The 23,373-nt window shown below is 66.2% G+C and carries 27 protein-coding genes and 1 pseudogene; 21 read left to right on the top strand and 7 right to left on the bottom strand.

The features are described 5' to 3' along the window. The first annotated feature begins 20 nt into the window (after positions 1-20). Complete coding sequence (locus AC5Y5W_RS13020) at positions 21-512, top strand: DUF2834 domain-containing protein (protein ID WP_500012828.1); 492 nt, start codon at positions 21-23, stop codon at positions 510-512. Here the strand turns inward: AC5Y5W_RS13020 and serS are convergent. Then, positions 509-1,768, bottom strand: a complete 1,260-nt coding sequence (gene serS / locus AC5Y5W_RS13015) for a serine--tRNA ligase (RefSeq protein ID WP_500022362.1) — start codon at positions 1,766-1,768, stop codon at positions 509-511. The genes AC5Y5W_RS13020 and serS overlap by 4 nt on opposite strands. Before the next feature lie 121 nt (positions 1,769-1,889). On the opposite strand from serS, the gene AC5Y5W_RS13010 reads away from it, so the two are divergent. From AC5Y5W_RS13010 to AC5Y5W_RS13000, 3 genes and pseudogenes are all read left to right on the top strand, one after another. Further along, positions 1,890-3,254, top strand: a complete 1,365-nt coding sequence (locus AC5Y5W_RS13010) for a septum formation family protein (RefSeq protein ID WP_500022361.1) — start codon at positions 1,890-1,892, stop codon at positions 3,252-3,254. A 4-nt stretch (positions 3,255-3,258) separates the two neighbouring features. After that, positions 3,259-3,680 (top strand): annotated as a pseudogene (locus AC5Y5W_RS13005) (metallopeptidase family protein). Next, the gene (locus AC5Y5W_RS13000; RefSeq protein WP_500022360.1) at positions 3,677-3,868 is read left to right on the top strand and encodes a hypothetical protein; all 192 of its coding nucleotides are present in this window, start codon (positions 3,677-3,679) and stop codon (positions 3,866-3,868) included. Before AC5Y5W_RS13005 ends, AC5Y5W_RS13000 begins: the two are co-directional and overlap by 4 nt. Before the next feature lie 19 nt (positions 3,869-3,887). Here AC5Y5W_RS13000 and AC5Y5W_RS12995 read toward each other — a convergent pair whose 3' ends face one another. Both AC5Y5W_RS12995 and pheA read right to left on the bottom strand, forming a co-directional pair. Continuing rightward, positions 3,888-4,577 carry a histidine phosphatase family protein gene (locus AC5Y5W_RS12995; RefSeq protein WP_499889449.1) on the bottom strand — a complete coding sequence of 230 codons (690 nt, stop codon included), beginning with the start codon at positions 4,575-4,577 and terminating at the stop codon, positions 3,888-3,890. Beyond that, the gene (pheA, locus tag AC5Y5W_RS12990; RefSeq protein ID WP_500022359.1) at positions 4,574-5,497 is read right to left on the bottom strand and encodes a prephenate dehydratase; all 924 of its coding nucleotides are present in this window, start codon (positions 5,495-5,497) and stop codon (positions 4,574-4,576) included. The genes AC5Y5W_RS12995 and pheA overlap by 4 nt, the downstream gene beginning before the upstream one ends. Before the next feature lie 86 nt (positions 5,498-5,583). Between pheA and AC5Y5W_RS12985 the strand changes: the two genes are divergently transcribed. From AC5Y5W_RS12985 to AC5Y5W_RS12970, 4 genes are all read left to right on the top strand, one after another. Continuing rightward, positions 5,584-6,387, top strand: a complete 804-nt coding sequence (locus tag AC5Y5W_RS12985) for a DUF2470 domain-containing protein (RefSeq protein WP_500022358.1) — start codon at positions 5,584-5,586, stop codon at positions 6,385-6,387. Between the two features lie 66 nt (positions 6,388-6,453). Beyond that, positions 6,454-7,215, top strand: a complete 762-nt coding sequence (locus AC5Y5W_RS12980; protein WP_500022357.1) for a CPBP family intramembrane glutamic endopeptidase — start codon at positions 6,454-6,456, stop codon at positions 7,213-7,215. Beyond that, on the top strand, positions 7,215-8,333 hold the full coding sequence (locus AC5Y5W_RS12975) for an LCP family protein (protein ID WP_500022356.1): 1,119 nt from the start codon (positions 7,215-7,217) through the stop codon (positions 8,331-8,333). Before AC5Y5W_RS12980 ends, AC5Y5W_RS12975 begins: the two co-directional genes overlap by 1 nt. A gap of 167 nt (positions 8,334-8,500) precedes the next feature. Beyond that, positions 8,501-9,046, top strand: coding sequence for a ferritin (locus AC5Y5W_RS12970; RefSeq protein ID WP_500022355.1), 546 nt, complete (start codon positions 8,501-8,503; stop codon positions 9,044-9,046). A gap of 68 nt (positions 9,047-9,114) precedes the next feature. On the opposite strand, the gene AC5Y5W_RS12965 is transcribed toward AC5Y5W_RS12970, so the two are convergent. From AC5Y5W_RS12965 to AC5Y5W_RS12955, 3 genes are all read right to left on the bottom strand, one after another. Further along, the gene (locus AC5Y5W_RS12965; protein ID WP_499889437.1) at positions 9,115-9,939 is read right to left on the bottom strand and encodes a glycerophosphodiester phosphodiesterase; all 825 of its coding nucleotides are present in this window, start codon (positions 9,937-9,939) and stop codon (positions 9,115-9,117) included. A gap of 4 nt (positions 9,940-9,943) precedes the next feature. After that, positions 9,944-10,972: a DUF4328 domain-containing protein gene (locus tag AC5Y5W_RS12960; RefSeq protein ID WP_500022354.1), complete on the bottom strand. Its 1,029-nt coding sequence runs from the start codon at positions 10,970-10,972 to the stop codon at positions 9,944-9,946. 63 nt (positions 10,973-11,035) lie between these two features. Further along, on the bottom strand, positions 11,036-11,383 hold the full coding sequence (locus AC5Y5W_RS12955; RefSeq protein ID WP_500022353.1) for a rhodanese-like domain-containing protein: 348 nt from the start codon (positions 11,381-11,383) through the stop codon (positions 11,036-11,038). A 462-nt stretch (positions 11,384-11,845) separates the two neighbouring features. Between AC5Y5W_RS12955 and AC5Y5W_RS12950 the strand changes: the two genes are divergently transcribed. The 10 genes from AC5Y5W_RS12950 to rraA all read left to right on the top strand — a co-directional run bounded on the left by AC5Y5W_RS12950 (position 11,846) and on the right by rraA (position 18,311). Continuing rightward, positions 11,846-12,004: a hypothetical protein gene (locus tag AC5Y5W_RS12950; RefSeq protein WP_500022352.1), complete on the top strand. Its 159-nt coding sequence runs from the start codon at positions 11,846-11,848 to the stop codon at positions 12,002-12,004. Positions 12,005-12,180: 176 nt separating this feature from the next. Next, positions 12,181-12,804 carry a superoxide dismutase gene (locus tag AC5Y5W_RS12945; protein WP_500022351.1) on the top strand — a complete coding sequence of 208 codons (624 nt, stop codon included), beginning with the start codon at positions 12,181-12,183 and terminating at the stop codon, positions 12,802-12,804. Between the two features lie 162 nt (positions 12,805-12,966). Beyond that, positions 12,967-13,500 (top strand): peptidase, encoded by a 534-nt coding sequence (locus AC5Y5W_RS12940; protein WP_500022350.1) that lies wholly within the window; start codon positions 12,967-12,969, stop codon positions 13,498-13,500. Between the two features lie 296 nt (positions 13,501-13,796). Beyond that, positions 13,797-14,492 (top strand): TMEM165/GDT1 family protein, encoded by a 696-nt coding sequence (locus tag AC5Y5W_RS12935; protein WP_500022349.1) that lies wholly within the window; start codon positions 13,797-13,799, stop codon positions 14,490-14,492. 332 nt (positions 14,493-14,824) lie between these two features. Further along, the gene (locus AC5Y5W_RS12930) at positions 14,825-15,223 is read left to right on the top strand and encodes a transcriptional regulator (protein WP_500022348.1); all 399 of its coding nucleotides are present in this window, start codon (positions 14,825-14,827) and stop codon (positions 15,221-15,223) included. Between the two features lie 108 nt (positions 15,224-15,331). Further along, positions 15,332-15,988, top strand: a complete 657-nt coding sequence (locus tag AC5Y5W_RS12925; RefSeq protein ID WP_499898572.1) for a DUF6474 family protein — start codon at positions 15,332-15,334, stop codon at positions 15,986-15,988. Between the two features lie 16 nt (positions 15,989-16,004). Next, positions 16,005-16,652, top strand: coding sequence for a YcnI family copper-binding membrane protein (locus AC5Y5W_RS12920; RefSeq protein WP_500022375.1), 648 nt, complete (start codon positions 16,005-16,007; stop codon positions 16,650-16,652). Continuing rightward, on the top strand, positions 16,649-17,164 hold the full coding sequence (locus AC5Y5W_RS12915; protein WP_499889420.1) for a copper resistance CopC family protein: 516 nt from the start codon (positions 16,649-16,651) through the stop codon (positions 17,162-17,164). Before AC5Y5W_RS12920 ends, AC5Y5W_RS12915 begins: the two co-directional genes overlap by 4 nt. Before the next feature lie 113 nt (positions 17,165-17,277). Further along, positions 17,278-17,820, top strand: coding sequence for a hypothetical protein (locus AC5Y5W_RS12910; protein WP_500022347.1), 543 nt, complete (start codon positions 17,278-17,280; stop codon positions 17,818-17,820). Beyond that, positions 17,817-18,311, top strand: coding sequence for a ribonuclease E activity regulator RraA (gene rraA, locus AC5Y5W_RS12905; RefSeq protein ID WP_500022346.1), 495 nt, complete (start codon positions 17,817-17,819; stop codon positions 18,309-18,311). Before AC5Y5W_RS12910 ends, rraA begins: the two co-directional genes overlap by 4 nt. A gap of 5 nt (positions 18,312-18,316) precedes the next feature. Here the strand turns inward: rraA and AC5Y5W_RS12900 are convergent, their stop codons facing one another. Next, positions 18,317-19,792 carry a flavin-containing monooxygenase gene (locus tag AC5Y5W_RS12900; protein WP_500022345.1) on the bottom strand — a complete coding sequence of 492 codons (1,476 nt, stop codon included), beginning with the start codon at positions 19,790-19,792 and terminating at the stop codon, positions 18,317-18,319. Positions 19,793-19,868: 76 nt separating this feature from the next. Between AC5Y5W_RS12900 and AC5Y5W_RS12895 the strand changes: the two genes are divergently transcribed. The 3 genes from AC5Y5W_RS12895 to AC5Y5W_RS12885 all read left to right on the top strand — a co-directional run bounded on the left by AC5Y5W_RS12895 (position 19,869) and on the right by AC5Y5W_RS12885 (position 23,344). Further along, positions 19,869-20,510: a TetR/AcrR family transcriptional regulator gene (locus AC5Y5W_RS12895; RefSeq protein WP_500022344.1), complete on the top strand. Its 642-nt coding sequence runs from the start codon at positions 19,869-19,871 to the stop codon at positions 20,508-20,510. A 24-nt stretch (positions 20,511-20,534) separates the two neighbouring features. After that, positions 20,535-21,755 carry a DNA polymerase IV gene (dinB, locus tag AC5Y5W_RS12890; protein ID WP_500022343.1) on the top strand — a complete coding sequence of 407 codons (1,221 nt, stop codon included), beginning with the start codon at positions 20,535-20,537 and terminating at the stop codon, positions 21,753-21,755. A 632-nt stretch (positions 21,756-22,387) separates the two neighbouring features. Next, positions 22,388-23,344: an EspA/EspE family type VII secretion system effector gene (locus AC5Y5W_RS12885; RefSeq protein ID WP_500012806.1), complete on the top strand. Its 957-nt coding sequence runs from the start codon at positions 22,388-22,390 to the stop codon at positions 23,342-23,344. The last annotated feature ends 29 nt before the right edge of the window (positions 23,345-23,373 follow it).

The raw sequence follows: 23,373 nt of genomic DNA, 5'->3' as shown, positions 1-23,373 counted from the left end.
GAGTTGCCGAGACTGCCCGCATGATGTCGCTTCTCGTACACGCAATATTGGGGCTGACGGTGATCGGCTTGATCGTTGCCTCGAACCCCGCCGTATTCGGCCGGCCGTCCGGCGGTTCCCGGTTCTCGGCGCTGGAGTGCCTGTATTACGTCATCGGCATCGCGTCGATCGTGTTGGGCTGGTATTTCAATATCCGGTTCGTGCGTGAGTATTCGACGGGATCTGGGAATCCGATTTGGGGACCTGGCAGTTGGTCGGATTACATCCGGCTGATGTTCACCAATCCTGCGGCCAGTTCGGCCAGCCAGGACTACACGATCATCAATGTCGTTCTGCTGCCGCTGTTCACCATCATCGACGGGTACCGGCGGGGCCTGCGGCGGCCTTGGCTGTATTTCGTGTCCAGCCTGTTCACCAGCTGCGCCTTCGCGTTCGCGTTCTATTTCGCCACGATCGAGCGACAGCACCGGCACGCGCAGTTGCGCGCGACGCCAACCGCGGTGGATGCCTAGCCGACTGGCTCGAGTAGTTCGGTGCCGACGAACGGCACCAGTGCCTCGGGGACCCGCACGCTGCCGTCGGGGCGCTGGTGGTTCTCCAAGATGGCCACCAGCCAACGGGTGGTGGCCAGCGTGCCGTTGAGTGTCGCGGCGATCTGCGGCTTGCCGTTGGCGTCCCGGTACCGGGTGGCCAGCCGTCGGGCCTGGAACGTGGTGCAGTTCGACGTCGACGTCAGCTCGCGGTAAGCGCCCTGGGTGGGCACCCACGCTTCGCAGTCGAACTTGCGGGCCGCTGAGGAGCCGAGATCGCCGGCCGCGACGTCGATTACGCGATACGGCACTTCGATGCGGGACAGCATTTCGCGCTGCCAGCCCAGCAGCCGGCTGTGCTCCGCCTCGCTGTCGGCCGGTGTGCAGTAGACGAACCCCTCGACCTTGTCGAACTGGTGCACCCGGATGATGCCGCGGGTGTCCTTGCCGTGGCTGCCGGCTTCCCGTCGAAAGCAAGACGACCAGCCCGCATACCGCAGCGGTCCCCCGGAAAGGTCCAAGATCTCGTCGGCGTGGTAGCCGGCCAGCGGCACCTCGGAGGTGCCGACCAGATAGAGGTCGTCGGCTTGGAGGTGGTAGACCTCCTCGGCGTGCGCGCCCAGAAAACCGGTGCCCGACATCACGTCCGGGCGTACCAGCACCGGGGGGATCACCGGGACGAAGTCGTTGTCTGCCGCGAGCCGGATGGCCAGCTGTAGCAGCCCCAGCTGCAGCAGCGCACCCCGGCCGGTTAGGAAATAGAACCGCGAGCCGGACACCTTGGCGCCCCGCTCCATGTCCAGAAGACCCAGCGACTCGCCGAGTTCCAAATGGTCCCTTGGGTTTTCGATAGCGGTCGGCTCACCGACGACATCGAGGACGGTGTAGTCGTCCTCGCCGCCGGCGGGCACCGGATCGAGGATGACGTTGGAGATCGCCATATGGGCAGCGGTGAACGCCGCCTCGGCTTCGGCCTGCTCGGCCTCGGCCGCCTTGACCTGCTCGGCCAAATCGCGGGCCTGCTGTAACAGCGCCGGGCGCTCGTCGGCGGATGCGGCGCCGACTTTCTTGCTGGCGGTCTTCTGCTCGGCCCGCAGTGAATCGGCGGACGAGATCGCGCCGCGCCGGGCGGTATCGGCCGACAGCAGGGTGTCGACCAGGCCCGGGTCCTCGCCACGGCTGGTCTGGGAGCGCCGGACGGCGTCGGGGTCTTCGCGCAACAGTTTCAGGTCGATCACGGCCTAGAACACTACTTTTGTTCGGCGCCGCACCGAGCGTTGGCCAAGGCCGGCACGCCCGGCGCCCACCTCGCAGGCAACTTTTGCATCAACTGTCACGCCGCGCATTGCGCCTGTCAGAATGGAGCCGATGTTGGACGCACTCGAACAGGACGATGCGCTCACCGACCAGCCGCAATCTCGGCCGGCTCGGTTCGGCTGGCTGCGCACCCTGCACGCTTCGGCAACCCGGCGGGCACTGCTGCTGACCGCGCTGGGTGGTCTGCTGATCGCCGGGTTGGTGACCGCGCTGCCGATCACCGGCGACGGCGGGCGACTCGCCGGCTACATCGACCCGGTGCCCAGCACCGGTACCAAGGGCAACGCCGCTTTCAACCGCGCTGCCGGCGGCGACTGCCTGATGTGGCCCGATCAGACTCCAGATGCCGCGACCATCGTCGACTGCAAGGACGAGCACCGGTTCGAGGTCGCCGAGTCAGTCGACATGCGGACTTTCCCGGGTTCGGAGTATGGGCCGGATGCCGCTCCGCCGTCGGCGGCCCGCATCGAGCAGATTGGCCAGGAACAGTGCGAGTCGGCGGTGCACCGCTACCTCGGTGCCCGGTTTGATCCGCACAGCAAGTTCACCATCAGCATGCTGTGGTCGGGCGACAGGGCGTGGCGGCAAGCCGGTGAGCGGCGCATGCTGTGCGGCCTGCAATTGCCCGGCGCCGGTAACGAACAACAGGTCTTCAAGGGCAAGGTCGCCGATCTCGACCAGTCCCGGGTGTGGCCGGACGGTACCTGTCTGGGTATCGACCCCACGACCAACCAGCCCACCGACGTCCCCGTCGACTGCGCCGCCCCGCATGCGATGGAGGTCACCGGCACCGTCAACCTGGTCGCCAAGTTCCCCGACGCGCTGCCTCCCGAACCCGAACAGGATGCCTTCGTCAAGGAGTCGTGTACCCGGCTCACCGACGGCTACCTGGCGCCGGTGCAATTGCGCAGCACGACGCTGACGCTGACTTACAGCACGCTGTCATTGCCGAGTTGGTCTGCCGGCAGCCGCGAGGTGGCCTGCAGCATCGGCGCGACACTGGGTAACGGCGGCTGGGCGACGCTGGTGAACAGTGCCAAGGGCGCGCTGATGATCAACGGCCAGCCGCCGGTTCCGCCGCCGGACATTCCGCAGGAGCGACTCAACCTGCCGCCCATACCCATGCCGCCGGCCAACCCCGGTGGAGGCGCTTCGTCATCAGCCGCCGGACAGCCCGATCAGCAACGGCAAGGCAACCAGCATCTGCCGCAACAGCCGGGCGCACCTGCCGTGCAGCCGCCACCGGCGGCACCCGCGCCGGCTCAGCCTCCCGCACCGCCGCCCCAAGCGCCGGTCCCGCCACCGGAGGCACCGCCGGCACCCCCGCCGCCGGCTCCGGAAGCGCCACCGCCGCCGCCCGCCGAACCCGCGCCGCCGCCGCCCGCCGAACCCGCGCCGGGGGGGTAGCCGGGTGGCGGTGCGCATGGACCCGCAGCGATTCGAGGAGCTGGTGTCCGACGCGCTCGACCTGATCCCGCCTGAGCTGGCCGCCGTCATGGACAACGTCGTGGTGTTGGTCGCCGACCGCCATCCGGACGACGCCGAGCTGCTCGGCCTCTATGAGGGCCTGGCGTTGACCGAGCGCGACTCCAACTACGCCGGGTCGCTGCCCGACGCGATCACGATTTACCGCGACGCGCTGTTAGACATCTGCGACTCCGACGACGACGTTGTCGACGAGGTGAAGATCACGGTGATCCATGAGATCGCCCACCATTTCGGCATCGACGACGACCGCCTGCACGACTTGGGCTGGGCCTGACGATCTCATCCCGGCCCGCCGGGCGCGGCACCACGGATCTGTCGGCGCAGCGTGCTAAGAACGGGCCATGAGTACAGGCTGCCGCGATTGCCGGGCCGGCTTGGATCACTGCCACGGCACCATCATTCGACATTCACTGCGCCGGTCGGAGTGCACCGAGCTGGACTGCACCAGCCCGGAGCTGATGCCGCACGCCTTCGTGGTCGACTGCGACGCGGTCGGCTGCGAGTGCGCTGAATCCATCGCGCTGGCGGTCTGATCGCCGACTGCCCGGGCGGTCAGCCCATCGGGTCGGTGCCGGATTCCACGGCGTCGGCCACCGGTGTCGCCTGCGGCTCGGGAGAAAACGGCGGGGACAGCGCGCCCCACTGCACGCAACTCCAGCGCCCGTCAGTGATGGGCGACAACACCACCGACTCGGCGTTACCCAAGTGGTGGTCCAGCACGAAGCTGCCGTCGACTCCGGCCAGTACGGCCGCGGCCAGCCGAATCGCAGCGCCGTGGCTGACGACGACGATGTCGCGGTCCCACTCGTCGTCGTCGAGATAGCGCATCCGCAGCTCGGTCAGGACCGGCACGTAACGGTCCAGCACCTGGTTGGCGGTCTCGCCGCCCGGCAGCGCAACATCCCAGTTGCCCTCGTGCCAGCGCTGGTAGATGGCATTGAACTCGGCGACGGCGTCGTCGTCGCTGCGGTTTTCCAACTCGCCGACCTGCACCTCATGGATGCCGGTGACTTCGCTGGCTGACACGTCGACTGCGGCGCCGATCTCCGCGGCGGTCTGTGCCGCCCGGGTGGCGATCGAGTGCACCAACAGCCCCGGCGGTCGCAGGCCGTTGTGGGCGAACGCGCGCGCCTGATCGCGGCCCAACGGCGTCAGCTCGCTGCCCGGCGGGCGGGTGTCCAGCCGGCGGTCGACATTGCCGAAGGACTGACCGTGCCGCAGCAAAACCAACCGGCCGCTCATCGCCGCCGACCCCGTAACCGCGTCAGCCAGCGCGACGCCTCGTCAAGTTGCGGTGGCGCGGCGCCCGCGGCCACGCCGGTAGGCCAGGAACCCAGATAACGCACGTCCGTACAACGACGGTAGAGCGCTTTGAGTGCCTCGCCGACCGCGTCGTCGTCGATGTGCCCCACGCAATCCAGAAAAAACACGTAGGTGCCCAACTCTTTTCGGGTCGGGCGGGATTCGATCCGAGTGAGGTCGATATCGCGGATGCCGAACTCGATCAATGCCGCTACCAGGGCTCCAGGCGCATTCTCGATATGCAACACCACCGACGTCCGGTCGGCCCCGGTACGGGCGGGCGGCGGACCCGGCGGCCCGACCAGCACGAATCGGGTGCGCGCGTTGGGCTCGTCGACGACCCCCTCGGCCAGCGCGGCCAACCCGCGGTGGGCCGCGGCCAGCGGCGAGCTCACCGCCGCGTCCACCAGTCCGTCGGCGACTTGCTGCGCGGCTTCGGCGTTGGAGTTGGCCGGCTGCAATTCGACGGTGGGCAGATGCTTGGCCAGCCAGCGCCGTACCTGTGCAGCCGCGACCGGGAAGGCGGCCAGCGTCCGCACGTCGGCCTCGGCGCGACCAGGTTTGACGGCGATGGAAAACGCCACGTCCAGGGTCACTTCGGCGAACACCTGCAGCGGCGACCCGATGGCCAGACTGTCCAGCGTCGGCACCACCGACCCGTCGATGGAGTTCTCGATCGGCACGCAGGCGTAATCAGCCTCACCACTCCGGACGGCGTCCAACGCAGCCGGTGTGCTCACGACCGGCACCGCGTGCACCGCGTCGGGACTCTGCTGGGGAACCATGCCGGCATCCCGCATCTGGAGCAGCGCGGCTTCGGTGAAGGTCCCCTCGGGTCCGAGATACGCGATACGAGCCACGACAAAACCCTATCGGGTCGACAGTCTTGCGCCGCCGCACCCGAGCTAGTTAAGTTAGGCTTACCTCACTTGAAGGATGGTGATCGATGACCCTCGCCAACTGCGCCACGCCGACGACCGCTGAGCGGATCCGCAGCACCTGCTTCCGGGCCGGCGGTGCGCTGCTCGCTGTCGACGGGGCGGAGCCGGTCACCACGCCGCTGCACCACCTGCTGGCCGACGGGTCGTTCGCGGTCCTGGCCGCCACTGATGGGGAAGTGGCCGAGCAGTTGGCCTGCGCTGCGGCAGGGGCGCAAGCTGTGCTGGAGCTGGCCGACTACGCGCCGTTGCCGCTGCGTGAGCCGGTGCGCTCGCTGGTGTGGATCCGCGGCCGGTTGCGGCCGGTGCCGCTGCCCGTGGTGGGCGAAATGCTTGACCTGATTGCCGCCGAGGACCCGAACCCGGCGCTGCTGCAGGTAGAGACGGCGGCGTCCCGGCCCGCCATCGACGGCGACACCCGCTACGCGCTGCTTCGGCTGGAGATCGAGTCAGTGGTGGCAACCGATACCACCGGGGCCGAATCCGTCGGGGTCGCCGCTCTGCTGGCCGCACGCCCGGACCCGTTTTGTGCGTTGGAGACATGCTGGATTCGGCACCTCGACACCGCGCACCGCGATGTGGTGGCGCGACTGGCCGCCAGACTGCCCGCGCGGCTACGGCGCGGCGACGTGCGACCGCTGGGTATCGACCGCTACGGGGTGCGGCTGCGCGTCGAAAGCGCCGACGGCGACAGCGACGTCCGGTTGCCATTTCGCCAACCGGTTGACGACGTCGTCGGGCTCAGCCAGGCCATCCGGGTGCTGATGGGCTGCCCATTCGTCAACGGCCTGCGGGCCCGCGGTTACTCGTAGCCGGTTTCGCCTCGACCCCCAGCACGGTGACGGCCGTCAGGTAATGCGACCGGTTACCGTGTCGAGGTGACCGCACCCGATCGCCAACTGGTGCAGCCACGCGCGCTGTGGATCGAGGTCGGCGTCGTACTGGGCGTCACGTTCGGCTTGGCCGCCGTCACCGCGGTTCTGCAACTCACCGACGCAGTACTGCGGAATTTGAGCGCGCAGCGGATTCCGCTCAACCCGAAGCGGTCCTACTTCGACCTGATTGATCTGGGGCTGAACGCGGCCTTCATCGGGCAACTGATCGCCTGGGGCGGGCTCGGCCTGTACCTGTTGTGGCGCAGCGGCTTCACGCCTGCCCGGATTGGCCTCGGCCGCTTTGACTGGCGTACCGATCTGTGGGGCGGTGTCGGTCTGGCCGCGCTGATCGGATTACCCGGGTTGGGTCTCTACTTCGCCGCGCGGGCCATCGGGCTCAACGCCGAGGTCGTCCCGTCCAGTCTGAGCGACACCTGGTGGCGGGTGCCGATATTGGTTGCGGCCGCGTTCGCCAACGGCTGGGCAGAAGAGATCATCGTCGTCGGCTATCTGCTGACCCGGCTGCCCCAGCTGGGCGTCAACCCGCGGGTGGCGCTGGCATGCTCCAGCCTGCTGCGCGGTAGCTACCACCTCTACCAAGGCTTCGGCGCCGGCCTCGGCAACATCGCCATGGGACTGGTGTTCGGATACGCGTGGCAACGCAGCGGCCGACTGTGGCCGCTGGTGATCGCCCACGGGTTGATCGACACGGTGGCCTTCGTCGGTTATGCGCTGCTGGCCGGCCACCTCGGATGGCTGCGCTGATGAACCGCAACCGGCCGACCGGACCGCAACGTGAGCCGTCGCCGATCATCCAGCGCGAGATCGGCTCCCGACCGCGCCATCCCGTTCCGCCCCCACCAAACCGAGCCACCAAACCGCAACGCGCTCGTCCCAGCCGGCCTCGGCGGCGTCGCAAACGCGCGTGGGGACAGGTGATTTCGTTGACGGCGCTGATCGCGGTGCTGTTGACCACCGCCGCAACACTCGGCGGTGCGCTGTGGATGGACACCGCGCTGCATCGGCAACCGGTGCTGGCCGACTATCCCGGTCGGCCAGCCTCCGGGCGCGGCACCACCTGGCTACTGGTCGGGTCGGATAGCCGAGAAGGGCTCACCGCCGAACAGCAGCAGGCTCTGACCACCGGCGACGACATCGGCAACGGCCGCACCGACACGATCCTGGTGGTACACGTGCCGACGTTCGGGTCGACGCTTCCGACAACGATGGTGTCCATTCCCCGCGACTCCTACGTGCCGATCCCCGGTTATGGGCGGGACAAGATCAACGCGGCGTTCGCGATGGGCGGCGCGTCGTTGCTGGCGCAGACGGTCGAACAGGCCACCGGTCTGCGACTCGACCATTACGCCGAAGTCGGATTCAGCGGGTTCGCGGTCCTTGTCGATGCCCTGGGCGGCGTCACCGCTTGCCCGACGGCGCCGATTGACGATCCGCTGGCTGGGATCGACCTATCTGCCGGCTGCCAGACACTCGACGGCCGCACCGCCCTGGGTTACGTGCGCAGCCGCGCCACTCCGCGCGCCGACCTCGACCGCATGACCAACCAGCGGCAATTCATGTCGGCGCTGTTGCACCGTGCCACCAGCCCCGGGGTGTGGCTGAACCCCTGGCGCTGGTACTCGGTGCCGCGCGCGGCGGCCGATGCGCTGACCGTCGACCAGGGCACCCACGTCTGGGACCTGGCCCGGTTGGGTTGGTCCTTGCACGGGGCGACGACCACGGTGACGGTGCCGATCGGCGAATTCACCGGCAGCGACTCGGGCTCGGTCGTGGTGTGGAATCACGATGAAGCCGCCCAATTATTCGACGCGCTGGCCGCCGACGCGCCGGTGCCGGCGGCGGTTGTCGAGGGGCAGCCGTAACAGTCGGGTGAACAATTTCCTGACCACTCGCCATAAGCTCGCCTACCAATATATGAGAACGGCCGATTAAAGCATTAAACATAGCCTTGCATAACTTAGGCAAAGCTCGCCTGAGTAAGTATTACCTTGGATGACAATAGCCTCTGACCTGGAGTAGCGTTGCCGTCATGACCGATCGCGATGCCCACCGAACAAAATTCCATGCATTAATGCAGGAACAGATGTATAACGAATTCACCACCGCACAACAATATATTGCAATGGCTGTCTATTTCGACGATTCCGACCTGCCTCAGCTGGCAAAACACTTTTACAGCCAAGCTGTGGAAGAACGGAATCACGCGATGATGCTGGTGCAATACCTGCTCGACCGCGACGTCCGCGTCGAGATCCCCGGCGTGGACCGGGTACGCAACCAATTCGACACGCCACGGGATGCATTGGCGCTGGCCTTGGATCAGGAGCGGTCCGTCACCGACCAGGTGAGCCGGCTAGCCGCCGTCGCGCGCGACGAAGCCGACTATCTGGGCGAGCAATTCATCCAATGGTTCCTCAAGGAGCAGGTTGAAGAGGTGGCATTGATGACGACGCTGTTGCGGGTCGCCGACCGCGCCGGAGCTAATCTGTTCGACCTGGAGAATTTCGTCGCTCGTGAAATCGGTTCGGCGCCTCGGCAGTCCGAGGCACCGGCCGCGGCCGGCGGCCGGCTGTAGTTTTGGCGATCGCCACTAGTCCTGGTGGCGACCCGCTGCGCCCGGCTTCGCCGCGCTTGCGATCGCCACTAGTCGAGCCCTGCGCCGGTCAGTCCGTCCTGCAGCCAAGCTTTGACGCGGCCGGGGTGGCGGGTGGCCAGCCATGCCACCCCCACTTCGCGGCAGAAACGGACGTCGTCGTAGTGGTCGACGTTCCAGCAGTACAACGCCCGCCCCTGGGCCGCGGCGCGGTCGACGAGCTCGGGATGCTCACGCAGCGTCGCGATCGACGGCCCTACCGCGGTAGCGCCAACGGCCGTCGCTGCACTACTGCCTAGGTATCGGGCAGCCTTACCGAGCAGCACCGTGGGCAGCAGTGGCGCGGCGCGCCGGACACGCCACACCGCGGCTGCCGAAAACGACATCACCACTGCGCGTGATCGATCTGCGGAGGCGGGGGTCGCGATGCCGAAGCGCTGCAACAGCGCCAGCACTTTGCTTTCCACCAGCGCGCCGTACCGCACCGGGTGCTTGGTCTCGATGAAGATCTTCACCGGTCGGTTCCAATCCAGCACCAACTCCACCAATGCGTCGAGCGTCAGCAGACCGCTGTCCCCGTGTCCACCGTCGGGACGCCAGCTGCCGTGCCACGCCCCGTATTCCAGCTCGCGTAGTTGTGCGAGGGTCATCGTGCTGACCAGACCGGCGCCGGTCGACGTCCGGTCCAGCCGGCGGTCGTGCACACAAACCAGATAGCCGTCGCGGGTAAGCCGGACATCGCATTCCACGCCATCGGCCCCCTCTTTGAGGGCGAGGTCATATGCGGCCAGCGTGTGTTCCGGCCGAGCAGCCGAGGCGCCCCGATGGGCGACCACGAACGGGTGCCGGGCGAGCACCTCGTCGGCCGGCGTCATACTCCTATGCTGCCGGTTCCGCACCCTCCAACTCAACCGCCGGAGCGGATCCCGCTGCACTGCCGTGATCGTCGGGAACCATCACCCACCGGCGGGTAGGCCGCTCGACCGGCTTGCGCTCGAATCCCTCGAAAACCCGCCCAGCGGCGGCCACCGTGGCCGCCGCCACCAGGTAGGCAAAGATCATCGCCACCGTGTTGTTCGCAATACCCTGAGCATCCTGAGCTCCGCTGGTGGCGATGGCGAAGAGCGACACCGCGGTGCTGCCGATCCACATGATCCACCAGAGCAGGATCGGCTTGCGTAACCGTTCGTAGATGCCCTCGGTGTCGGCTAATTCGATGACATAGACCGGGGCCCACACCAAGTTCAGCAGCGGCACCAGACAGCCGGCCCACAGCGCTCGAGGCCCACGCCGCTCTGGTCTGCCGCAATTGGCGAAGGCGGCGGCCCGGCGCGCGATCAACCATCGGGTCAGCACAATCACGCAGGTGACTACCACCGCGATCGCGGCGATGCTTGCCAGCACTCCGAGCCAGAACGCGGCACCTGCCACGATCGGGTTCAGCAGCGTGTTGCGGTTGATGACGAGCAGCAAGTAGCGCACGACATGCACCAGTGCGGCAATGCCCAGCACCACGACGCCGGCGAACAGCGTGCTGCGCACCCATGCCACCGTTGGCCCGCGCTCGGCGCTCGGCATCGGAGCCGGCCCGGTGGGGCCGGCCCGGTCTGCCAGGCCCCATCGGGGTATGACTGCGTAGCGCGGGGTTGGACCCAGTGGCACCCGACGCCGCCGCGCAGGCGGCGGGGCACCGGGACGCACCGCGATCCACCGGTAGCCCGGCGGCAGCCGGGGCGCTGTCCGCTGCGCACCGACCGGTTGTCCGGCACCGCGCGGCGCCCAGCGCGGATCGGTGGTCGGCGCCTCGCTCGAGGGCGCCAGCAGTGTCCCGCGGCAGCGGGGGCACCACACCCGCTGGCGATCACGCACATTCCAGCGTGTGCCGCACTGGGAGCACACTTGGATCACCGGACCAGCTTAGTGACGAGGGCAAGCCCGGGCGGCGCGGCGGGTCGCCGCCATGCAAGGCGGTCAGACGGTGCCGGGTCTGCCGTCGTCGGTGATCACGGGCCGCCCGGCGCCCGCCCAGGCCAGCATTCCCCCGCCGACATTGACAGCGCGGTAGCCGATTTGCTGTAGGTAGTGCGCCACCCGCATGGAGCGGCCACCGACATGGCAGATGACGTACAAGTCAGCGCCGGGATCGATCTCGGCGAGCCGCGCCGGCACCTCGCCCATCGGGATGTGTTGAGCATCTGCGGCGTGGCCACGCTGCCACTCGTCGTCTTCGCGCACATCCAGCAGCACCGCCGCGGCGGCTTCGAAGTCGGCGGGCAACGCAGCGACGTCTACTTCTGCGACCACCGGTTCACCACCCATGCGGTCGATCTTGGCATGTGCCCGCGAGTTGTGCAGCGTGCCGCAAACGCCAGCAACCAACAGCTATCCACAGTTTCCACAGGTTTATTCACAGGCCACTGTGCGGCGGCGCACCGTCGAGGCAGTTCCAACAGGCCTGTTGGAACCGCGGTTGTGGATAACGACCGGATAACGGGCACGTCCGTCGACAGCCCGACGGACGGCCGAGCGAAATGTATCGTCACGCTAAACACCGGCCCGCGACTGCCCGACGGCCGTAGTCCGGATAGGCGGCCGGTCCGTCCGAAACCCGGACAAGGCGCGGCGCCGGTTCGCACGCGGCCATGCTGCAGTGCAGGTCAACCGCCTTTTGGCGGATCAATTTTCCCCGCGCTTCACGAGGCGTTATTATCGCGACCACCGAAGTTGCTTTGTGACTCATCTCACTGGGGGCGTGTTGGACGTGCAGGTCAGGGTCATTCGATGACGACACAACCGATCGGGCCGCAGCCGGCGGCGTCGTCGTCACATTGGTATGCCGGCTCGCCTGCGTGTAATCGCTCCTACTTGGTGGCGGGAGTGCGCGCGGGTCTCATCGCCCTGGTGTTGCTGGCTGTCCTCGTGGTCATCGTTTTGGTCTAAAGACGCGTCCGCCGGGTATGCAACTCGTTGCACTCGTTGTTGCGGTGCGCGTAGTCATGGAGCAGGGTTGATTACGCTAGCCCCCCGCGGGGTGAACGCCCTGCGAGTGCAGCGTCGGACGCAGCTCACCATCGGTCGTCAGACGCAGCTCACCAACGATGAAGGAAAGGAACCCCGTGGCTGAATACACCTTGCCAGATTTGGACTGGGACTACGGAGCGCTCGAGCCGCACATCTCGGGACAAATCAACGAGCTTCACCACAGCAAGCACCACGCGACGTACGTCAAGGGTGCCAACGATGCGCTGGCCAAACTCGACGAGGCGCGCAGCAAGGATGACTACTCCTCGATTCTGCTGAGCGAGAAGAACCTGGCGTTCAACCTCGCCGGCCACGTCAACCACACGATGTGGTGGAAGAACCTGTCCCCCAATGGCGGTGACAAACCGACCGGTGAGCTCGCCGCCGCGATCGACGATGCGTTTGGGTCGTTCGACAAGTTCCGCGCACAATTCACGGCGGCCGCCAACACCGTGCAGGGATCAGGCTGGGCGGCACTCGGGTGGGACAACCTCGGCGAGAAGCTGCTCGTATTCCAGGTATACGACCACCAGACCAACTTCCCGCTGGGCGTCATGCCACTGCTGTTACTTGACATGTGGGAGCACGCGTTCTATCTGCAGTACAAGAACGTCAAGGCCGACTTCTCCAAGGCGTTTTGGAATGTCGTCAACTGGGACGACGTGCAGTCGCGCTACGCGGCTGCGAGCTCGAAGACCAAGGGATTGATCGCCGGCTGACTTTCGAGCAGTACCGGGGCGTCGCGGTTATCGCGGCGCCCCGACTTTTTGGCCGTGATCCTTTTGCGACACCGGCGATTGATTGGCCGTGTCGGCTTGCGGGTATTCCAGCGCTAACGCATGCTGAGCACATCGACCCGCTTGCATATCGCGGAGGGCCACATGGAAACAGGGTCAGGCCGGGCCGTCGAAGTCGCCCCATTCCACTCCCATGGCGCCCTGAAAGGGTTCGTGATCTCTGGCCGTTGGCCTGATTCGACCAAGGAATGGGCGCAGCTGCTGATGGTGGCCGTCAGAGTTGCGTCGCTTCCTGGATTGCTTTCTACAACAACGGTATTCGGTGCTCGTGAAGAGCTGCCGGATGCACCTCAGCCTGGCACGGTTGGGCTGGTCCTCGCGGAGGGGCCCGTCGTCGGCGAATCAGCGGTTGCCCCAGGCTATTTCGCCGACCACCAGCCGCCCGCGTTGCTGATGTTACATCCGCCATCCGAGACGACACCGTCGTTGCCTGAATGCAACGGAGCAGCTTCGGGATGCGTACTGTTGCCGGGGCTGCCGTATCTGGGCCTGGAACATCGCGCAGCATGGGTAGAAGCCGAAGCCGACGGCACCATCACTTCGATGGTCAGTCGCGTCGGTGTCGATCCCATCAGCCACCCCGATACCGCGATTTTGGCGATGCTGCTTGCCGCATAACGAATTCCGGCGACCGCCGACGATTGGGCGAATCATTAATAGCCGCACATCGAATCGAGAAATACGGCTACCCGAACTCCGTCGGCCCGCTGGTGCGTTTCGGGTACGACCGCTAGCCTGAGGGCGATTGTCGAAGGGAACCGAAGGGCCCTGGCCCTCATTCATCGGGTCACACACTGGCGAATAGCCGGCCGGCGAGCCAGTCCGACCCGGGCATTGGGAGAGACCTTCGACCTGACGTTGGACGAGCGAAGGGAAACCTCGATCGTCAGCGACGCGCTGAAAGGTCACCAAACATGCTCGCAGCCGCGCTACTGAGCTTCGGAGTGGTCTTCCTCGCCGAACTCGGCGACAGGTCGCAGCTCATCACCATGACGTATGCGCTCCGTTACCGCTGGTGGGTGGTTTTGACCGGTGTGGGCATCGCCGCTTGTGTGGCGCACGGAGTCTCGGTGGCCATCGGCCACTTCCTGGGTCTGACGCTGCCGGCCAAGCCGATGGCCTTCGCGGCCGCAGTTGCGTTCCTGGCGTTCGCGGTGTGGACGTGGCGCGAGGGCACCAATGCGGGCGACGACGTCCGCCCCGTCCGTGAGCCCCGGTTCGCGCTGCTCGCCGTCGTGTCGTCGTTTCTGCTTGCCGAGTTGGGGGACAAAACCACGCTGGCGACCGTCGCGCTGGCGAGCGACAAGAACTGGGCCGGCGTTTGGATCGGTACGACGGTCGCCATGGTCGTCGCCGACGGCCTGGCGATCGCAGCGGGCATCCTGCTGCACCGGCGGTTGCCGGAGGGGCTGTTGCACGTGTTGGCCAGTCTGCTGTTCCTGTTGTTCGGGTTGTGGATGCTGTTCGACGGCGCGCTGGGCTGGCGCTGGGTCGCCGTCGCCGTGACCGGGTCGGCCGCGCTCATCGCGGGAACCTTCGCGGCGGTGCGGTTCATCCGCCGGCCGCCTGCCGCGGCCTCGATCCCAGAGGCGTCGCGGGGCATCAGTTGAGACGCGTTATAGGACCGACAGCAAAGTTGGTTCTCGGCCCGTCCTCGCCGCGTGCTGGTTGCCCGGCGCTAGCTTCGCCCACCCGAGCGAGGCACCGTGCGCCAGTGCCCGCGACGACGACGACGAATCTGCTGCACAATTCGCTTGGTGCATCTTGTGTATGCGCTGTGTGCGGCAAGCGTTGCGTTTCGGTGTTCTGTCAACGGCGGTACCGACCGCCCTCGCCAATTCCGCAGGGGTTTGCACTTGGTTGTGGCGATAAGTGTCGCTACGATGATCAGCAAATACGTGCCTGAGTCATTCGTGCTACCAACCTGGTGGAGGTCATATCGATGAGCACGACGTTCGCTGCCCGGCTGAATCGCTTATTCGACACCGTGTATCCGCCCGGACGTGGGCCGCATACATCTGCTGAGGTGATCGCGGCGCTGAAGTCGGAAGGCATCACGATGTCGGCTCCCTACCTCTCGCAACTCCGCTCGGGCAACCGTACGAACCCCTCCACGACGACCATGGCCGCGCTGGCAAACTTCTTCCGTATCAAGCCGGCTTACTTCACCGACGACGAGTACTACGAAAATCTCGACAAAGAGTTGTCCTGGCTGGCCACGATGCGTGAAGAGGGCGTCCGTCGTATTGCGATGCGCGCCAGCGGCTTGTCGCCGGAAGCGCAGCACGACATCGTGCAGCGGGTCGACGAGCTGCGGCGCAAGGAGCACCTGGACGCCTGAGCCGCCGCGACCTGACGACCTGTCGCCGGTTCGGTCCGTTAGGGTTGGCCCATCGATCGCGTTAGACGTAGGGCGATACGCACCGAGATACCGGGGAGGCGGCCGGGAATGGGCCTGTTCCGCAAGCGAAAAAGCCGCGCATTGCGTCGTGCCGAGGCCCGGGCGATCAAGGCGCGCGCCAAACTCGAGGCCAAGCTGGCCGCAAAGAACGAGGCCCGTCGTCTCAAGTCCGCGCAACGCGCCGAAACCAAAGCGCTCAAAGCGCAGTTGAAGGCTCAACGGGACAGTGACCGCTCAACAGTGAAGGCCGCCGAGGCCCAGCTCAAGGCGGCGCGCGAGGGCAAGTTGTTCTCGCCCAGCCGGATTCGGCGGGTACTGACCGTCTCACGACTGTTAGCGCCGGTCGTGGTGCCACTGGTTTACCGGGGCGCGACGGCGGTACGTGGACTGTTGGACCAGCGCCGAGCCGACCAGCTGGGCGTTCCGCTGGCACAAGTCGGGCAGTTCTCCGGGCACGGCGCGCAACTGTCGGCCCGTGTCGCCGGCGCTGAGCAATCGCTGCGAACAGTGCAGGAGAATAGGCCCAAAGACGCCGAGACCAAGCAATTCGTCGCGGCGATTTCCGAACGGCTCCGTGACTTGGCAGCAGCCGTGACTGCCGCCGAAAATATGCCCGCCCCACGTCGCCGCGCCGCCCACGCCGCAATCTCCAAGCAACTCGATGAGATCGATGCCGATTTGATGGCACGACTCGGATTGGCCTGACGTGGCCTCACGGGCGTTGATCACGGCCGCGGCGGCCATCACCCTGTTTCTCGGCCCGACGATCGGCATCGCGCCGGCGTCGGCTCATGTCCGGGCGGTCAGCGACAATGCGGTGCGCGGCGGCCATGCCCTCGTCACTTTTTCGGTACCCAACGAGTCCACGACGGGAGCCCTCACCACCGCACTGACCGTCACGCTCCCCGACGTGGCTTCGGCGAGTACCGAATCCATGCCCGGTTGGACGGCTCGCCTCGACCGTGACGTCACGGCCGGCACCGTCAAGTCGGTCACCTGGACGGCCGCGTCCAACAGCGGTATCCCAGCGGATCAGTTCGCACTGTTCCGGATATCGGTGACGCTGCCCGACGCGGATACCGTCAGCTTCCCGGCCGTCCAGACGTATTCGGACGGGTTGGCGGTCACATGGGACCAGCCGCCCATGCCCGACGGGGGTGAGCCCGAACATCCGGCGCCGATGCTGACGCTGGCAGAGCCGACCGCGTCGCCGGGACAGCACACGGCTGCTGCCGACTCGCGAACCGCGGCAGTTTCGGGCAGCGGTCTGCAAAGCCGGCCGGACAACACTGCCCGGTTACTGGCCGGCGCGGCCCTGCTCGTCGGCGCCATCGGTATTGCCGTTGCGCTGGTTCGGCGGCGGGCATGACACGGCTGGCACGCTCGGCTGCGGCGGGGCTGCTGCTGGTCGCGATCGCATGCACCGCGCTCGGCACCGCCGGCGTTGCCGCTGCGCACGCGGTACGGGTTGCTACCGACCCGGCCGAGAATGCCGCCCTCAGCACCGGCCCGAGTCGGGTCAGCGCCACGTTCAACGAGCGGTTGCAACCCGCCTTCGCGGCGATGAATGTCCTCGGGCCGGACGGCCGCGTGTGGTCAACCGGTGAACCGCTGGTGCAGGGCGCGGTGGTCAGCATCGGCGTGCGGCCGCTGGGTCCCAGCGGCACCTACACGGTGAATTACCGAGTGACCTCAGCCGATGGCCATGTGGTGTCGGGATCGTGGACGTTCCGACTGACGGTGCCCGGCACCGGCGAGCCCGGGCCCTCCCCATATCCGGATGACACCTCGAACGACGCCGCCCCCGTCTGGCCGTTCGTGGCCGGAGCTGTGCTGGCCGTTGGCGCTGCCGCATTCTGGACGACGCGACGCCGGTCCTGACCCCGACCAGCAGACACGGCCAGCGGTCGACAACCCCGGCTGGCATGATGGAGCCCGACCGCTGGTGCCCCGCGACTGGTGTACGCGACGAGAAACTGCAAAGGAGCAGCCGCATGGCAGACCCGCAGGATCAACCGGACAACACACCCGACGCCTCGCCCGAGGACGCACCCGGCGCCGGACCGACGCCGCCCGCACCACCTGCGCCGCCCGCCGACGAAGCGCCGCCGCCCGCGCCACCCGCCGACAAGGCGCCACCGCCCGCACCGCCTGCCGACAAGGCCCCGGAGAAAGCCGCAAAGAAGGCCGCTGCAAAGAAAGCGCCCGCCAAGGCGGCAAAAAAACAAGCACCAGCCAAGAAAGCCGCCAAAAAGGCACCGGCCAAGAAAGCTCCGGCCAAGAAGGTACCCGCTAAAAAAGCCCAGCCCAGTGCCGCCAAGCCGGGCGACACCAACGGCCAGCTGGCCGCTGGCGCCAAAGAAGCTGCGGCACAGGCGAAGTCAACTGTAGCCGCCGCAAAGAACCCGATGTCCGGGCAGCCAGCGGTACCACCGCCGGCGGGCCGTTCTGCCGTTCCGCTGGCGGTGGCTGTCGCGGTCTGCCTGCTGGCGCTGCTGCTGGTTCGCCAGCTGCGTCGGCGCGGCAACGGAAGGTGACGGTGACCTTTCGGCCCACCGCCGACCTGGTCGACGACATCGGGCCTAATGTCCGCAGCTGCGATACCCAGTTTCGCCAGTTCGGCGGCCGCACGACATTCGCCGGACCGATCAGCACCGTACGGTGCTTCGAGGACAACGCGTTGTTGAAGTCGGTGCTCTCCGAACCGGGTGACGGCGGGGTGCTGGTGATCGACGGCGGGGGCTCGTTGCACTGCGCGCTGGTCGGTGACGTCATCGCCGAGTTGGCCCGCTCCAACGGCTGGAGCGGGCTGGTTGTGTACGGCGCTGTTCGGGACGCGTCAGCTCTGCGCGACATTGATCTCGGCGTCAAAGCACTGGGCACCAACCCCCGCAAGAGCACCAAAACCGGCAGCGGCGAGCGCGACATCCCGGTCGAGTTCGGCGGGGTGCGGTTCATACCGGGTGACATGGCCTACAGCGACGACGACGGGATCGTCGTCGTCGCTGCGGCGTCGGAGACCGTTTAACGCTGCTAGGCCGAGACCGCCACGGCTGCAGGGCGTTTGCTGAATCGCAGTGATTTCTCGTCCACCCTGCCGTACCGGATCAAGCGCATGTCGAGCAGATAATTCTGCTTGAGCCGCCAAGGCGCCTCCGAACCCGACTTGGGCAACAGGTGCATCGAACGCCGGAAGTAGCCCGGAGTGAAGTCCATGAACGGCAGCTCGTCGATGTCAGCACCCGGGTGCTGCGGCTCCACGGTGTCAAAACCCTTGGCGTCCATATAGTTCAGCAAGCGGCAGACGAACTCGGAAACCAGGTCGGCCTTGAGCGTCCATGAGGCGTTCGTGTATCCGAAGGTGATGGCGAAATTCGGAATCCCGGAAAACATCAGGCCTTTGTAAGTCATCAACGAGGTCAGGTCGATGGGCTTACCGTTTTTGGACGGCTTCACTCCGCCCAACAACTGCATATTCAAACCCGTGGCAGTGACGATGATGTCAGCCTTGAGTTCCTCACCGGAACTGAGCTTGATACCAGTCTCGGTGAACCGGTCGATGGTGTCGGTGACAACGTCGGCCTTGCCGTGCCGGATGGCGCGGAAGAAGTCGCCGTCGGGCGCCAGGCAGAGTCGCTCGTCCCAGACTTTGTACCGCGGGCCGAAGTGCTTCTCAACGTCGTAGCCTGCGGGCAAGCGGCGCTCCGCCATCGTCATCAGCAGGTTGCGCATGAATTTCGGGAACCACCGTGACAGTTGATATTGGCCGGTGCTGAAGCCGATCGCCTTCCACCGATTCACAAAGTGCGCAGCCCTGGCGGGCAGGAACTTGTTGGCACGCACGGCAACTGGGTCCACTCCGGGAAGTGACCCGATGTAGGTCGGGGAGCGCTGCAGCATCGTTACGTGTCCGGAGCCCGAATTCACCAGGGCCGGAATGAGAGTCACCGCAGTGGCGCCGGAGCCGATCACGACGATCTTCTTGTCCGCGTAGTCCAGATCTTCGGGCCAGTGCTGCGGATGGATGATGGTCCCCGCGAAGTCCTCCGAGCCCGGGAAGGTCGGGGAGTAGCCCTCGTCGTAGTTGTAGTAGCCGCTGCACGCGAACACGAACGATGCGGTGATGCGCTTTTGCTGACCGTCGTGTTCGACGGTCACGGTCCACTGGTTGTCGGCATCGGACCAGTCCGCGGCGACGACGCGGTGGCGGTATCGGATGTGCTTGTCGATGCCGTTTTCAGTGGCGGCCTCGTTGATGTAGTTCCAGATCGAGTCCCCATCGGCGATGGATTTGGCCGACCGCCACGGTTTGAACCGGAAACCGAGGGTGAACATGTCGGAGTCGGACCGGATGCCGGGGTACTTGAAGAGGTCCCAGGTGCCGCCGAGATTGTCGCGGCGTTCCAGGACTGCATAACTCTTCGACGGGCAGCGTTCCTGCAGGTGCCAGGCCGCACTAATGCCGGAAATGCCGGCTCCGACGATGAGCACGTCGAGGTGTTCGGTCATAGCGCCACAGTATCAACACGGTGTTGAGTGGGTCAACAGCCTGTCGAAATTCTCAACACGATGTAAAGTAACCAGCGTGGCCACCCCCAGTACTACGCGCGCAGTCCGCGGCCGGCGCTCGACGCGTCCGTCGGGCGACGACCGGGAGCAGGCAATTCTTGCGACTGCCGTGCGACTGCTCCAAGAGCGGTCGTTCGCCGACATTTCTGTCGATGACCTGGCCAAGGGCGCGGGCCTGTCACGGCCGACCTTCTACTTCTACTTCCGGTCCAAAGAGGCGGTGCTGGTATCGCTGCTGGAGCCGCTGATCGCGCGGGCCGACGCCGAGTTCGACGGCGCTGTGCAGCGGCTACCCGCCGATCCGCGCCGGGTGTGGCGCAGTGGCATCAAGGCCTTCTTCTCGGCATTCGCGTCCCATCCGGCGGTGGCCCGGGCGGGTACGGATGCGCTGGCTACCAGTGCCGAGATCCGCAGCGTGTGGTCGAGCTTCATGCAGAAGTGGATCGACCAGACTGCGGCGATGATCAATGCCGAACGAGCGCGCGGCGCAGCACCGGAGACCATTTCCGCGAGCGATCTGGCGACGTCACTGAACCAGATGAACGAACGCACGATGATGGCGGCACTGTCTGCCGAGCAGCCGGCGGTCCCCGAGGAGTGCCTCGTCGACACCCTTGCCCACATTTGGGTCAGCAGCATCTACGGAGAACCCACCTAGCCCGTCAGTCTCTAATGCGAACATATGTTCGTGCGATGCGCGTCCGGCCCAGCAGCCGAGATCCTGCACGCCGACTTGGACTCGTTCTACGCATCCGTCGAGCAGCGCGATGATCCGGCGTTGCGCGGCCGCCCGGTGATCGTCGGCGGCGGCGTGGTGCTGGCTGCCAGCTACGAGGCCAAAGCCTATGGCGTGCGCACCGCGATGAGCGGCGCGCAGGCGCGCCGGATGTGCCCGCATGCGGTCGTGGTGCCACCACGGATGCGGGCGTACATGCGGGCCAGCGGCGCGGTGTTCGAGGTGTTCCGCGACACGACGCCTCTGGTAGAGCCGATCTCGGTAGACGAGGCGTTCTTGGATGTATCCGGGCTGCGCCGGGTTTCGGGCCTGCCGGTGCAGATCGCGGAGCAACTACGCGTCGATGTGCGTGATCGCGTTGGGCTGCCGATCACCGTCGGCATCGCCCGGACCAAGTTCCTGGCGAAGGTCGCCAGCCAGGAAGCCAAACCCGACGGGTTGCTGCTGGTGCCGCCCGAGCAGGAGCTGGCTTTTCTGCATCCGCTGCCGATCCGCCGGTTGTGGGGGGTGGGCGCCAAGACCGCCGAGAAGTTGCGCGCGCACGGGATCGAAACGGTAGCCGATGTCGCTGAACTCAGCGGCTCCATGCTGGGGTCACTGGTGGGCGAGGCGATGGGTCGGCAGCTGTATGCGCTGTCCCACAACATCGACCGCCGTCGGGTGTCTCCCGGTGTGCGCCGACGGTCGATGGGCGCCCAACGCGCACTTGGGCGCGCCGGCAACTCGATGTCGTCGGGAGAGATCGACGCGGTCGTGATCGCGCTGATCGACCGGATCACCGGACGCATGCGGGCAGCAGGCCGCACCGGACGAACTGTCGTGTTGCGGTTGCGATTCGATGACTTCAGCCGGGCCACTCGGTCGCACACCTTGCCGTGGGCGACGTCGTCGACGCCGCCCATCCTCGCCGCCGCGAGGTTCCTGGTCGCATCGGCCGCACCGCTGATCGCCGAGCGCGGGCTGACGATGGTTGGGTTTGCGGTCTCGGAGATCGACCGCAGCGGTGCCGAGCAATTGATGCTGCCGTTCACCGCGGGTGAGGCCGAACCCCGGTCCCTCGAAGCCGCCGTCGATCGGGTTCGTAGCCGCTACGGCAAGGCGGCGCTGACCCGCGGTGTTTTGGTCGGCCGCGACCCTGGACCCGAAATGCCCCATCTGCCGGACTGAGGTGATCTAGGGCTGCGTGGTTCCGATTGGCAGCGGGCGATAGTCGGGCCACCAGTACTCGTTGCCAATGGTACGGATACGCGCACCGATCGCTGAGATCGCCGTTGGTCTGTTTGACCACGTCGGCCACATCGCCAATTCCTTTGCGGGCAATCGGAAGTAGGATCTGCTCACGGTCCACGCCCGACGGCGCTCCCACCCTGATACCGTTCCTAAACACTGAGCGGAACTGAGTTCTGCTCGGTGGGCGGCCTCGAACGGTGTTGGGTCGCCTGGTTGCCCGCGTTCTTGTGTCCGGGTGGGTGCACGGATCGTGTCGGTGGTCCAGCCTCGGGGTGTCGGGTCTGCTCGCGTCGTCGGGTGGCGGGTCTGGCCTGGCCGGTCCGACGCCCGGCCACATCACTCTGGTGTGGTCGGGGCGACTTGACCACGAGTACATCTGCGCCGAATGGGTAGCCCTCGCGGCCGCCACGTCGCCAGTACGGTGGCTGAGGTCCCGTCACACCGGCGAGGGTAAACCGTCCGCCGCGTGTCATCGACAGCGTGGTTCCCGGAAGCCGGTTTGCCGGTCAATTTGCTGCATTAGCGCCCGAGGGGGCATTGGTACGCTTTGCTGGACGGTAGGAGCGGCATTGAATATCTTCCCCGACCCGTTCAAAGTGCTCAACGGCCTGCGGAGCGGCGTCAAGGATGCCGGCCAGTTGGTTCACGATGTTGCCACCGGCAATGTCCATGGAATCGTGACCAGTGGCCGGAGCCTTTTTGGCGATGTAGGCGATGTTCTCCAGGGTCTCGATGGCCTCGGTGTGAGCCTGGGCCCGGTCCCAGCGACGTATGCGAAGAGTCCATTCGGCAAACTGTCGGACTCGGAGGTCCTGTCCGCAGCACAACTCGTGATTGAAGGCGAGAGAGCGCTGACGGGTTCTGGTGCGCCAGAAGACGGCAATGGCTACCGTGAATCGGCCAAGCGATTGGAAGAAACCGTCGAAACCCTCGTCGACGCTTCGCCGCACCCCGACCGGTGGGACGGGAAAGCTTCAGAGGCCTATCAAGAGACCAACGAAACTCATCGGAGGCTCACCTCGAATGTTCAGGTCGCCGACCATCACGTTGCGGCGATCCTCAGCACCGAGGCCGGTCAGGTCAGCCGAACCCGACAGACCTTGGACGACACGTCGCAGTACCTCTACGACTACGGCCTCTTCACCTCATGGATGAATGCATTTCCTCCACTCAAGCTCGTGAAGTTCGGCCTGGACTCGACCGCTGCCGCCACCGCGTTGACAACTACAAACGTCACCATGATGACCCTGGTCAAGAACGTGGCCGAGAATGCGCTGCGTATGCGCTCCAATCTTGACAAATACCAGAAGGCGACCGAGGACAGGACTGGGAATCCTGGGCAAAACCTTGGTCCTGGCGCCCCTTTCGTTTCGCAGAAAGTCGACATCGGTGCGGGCCTACCCAGCCGCGCCAATCCGGGCAAACCGTACACGGTTCCGGCACCGGACGGACCTCCAGGGAATTACCCGCCCGCCACTCCGTACGGTCCGTCGGCGCCGTCGCCCACGCCTGCGCCGCACCCATAGAGAACGAACTGACTCAGGAGACGGGATCG

This window comes from Mycobacterium sp. NGS51, from assembly GCF_059812525.1.
Note: the sequence above shows the minus strand (reverse complement) of the source record. Positions and strands in the feature narration are given on the sequence as shown.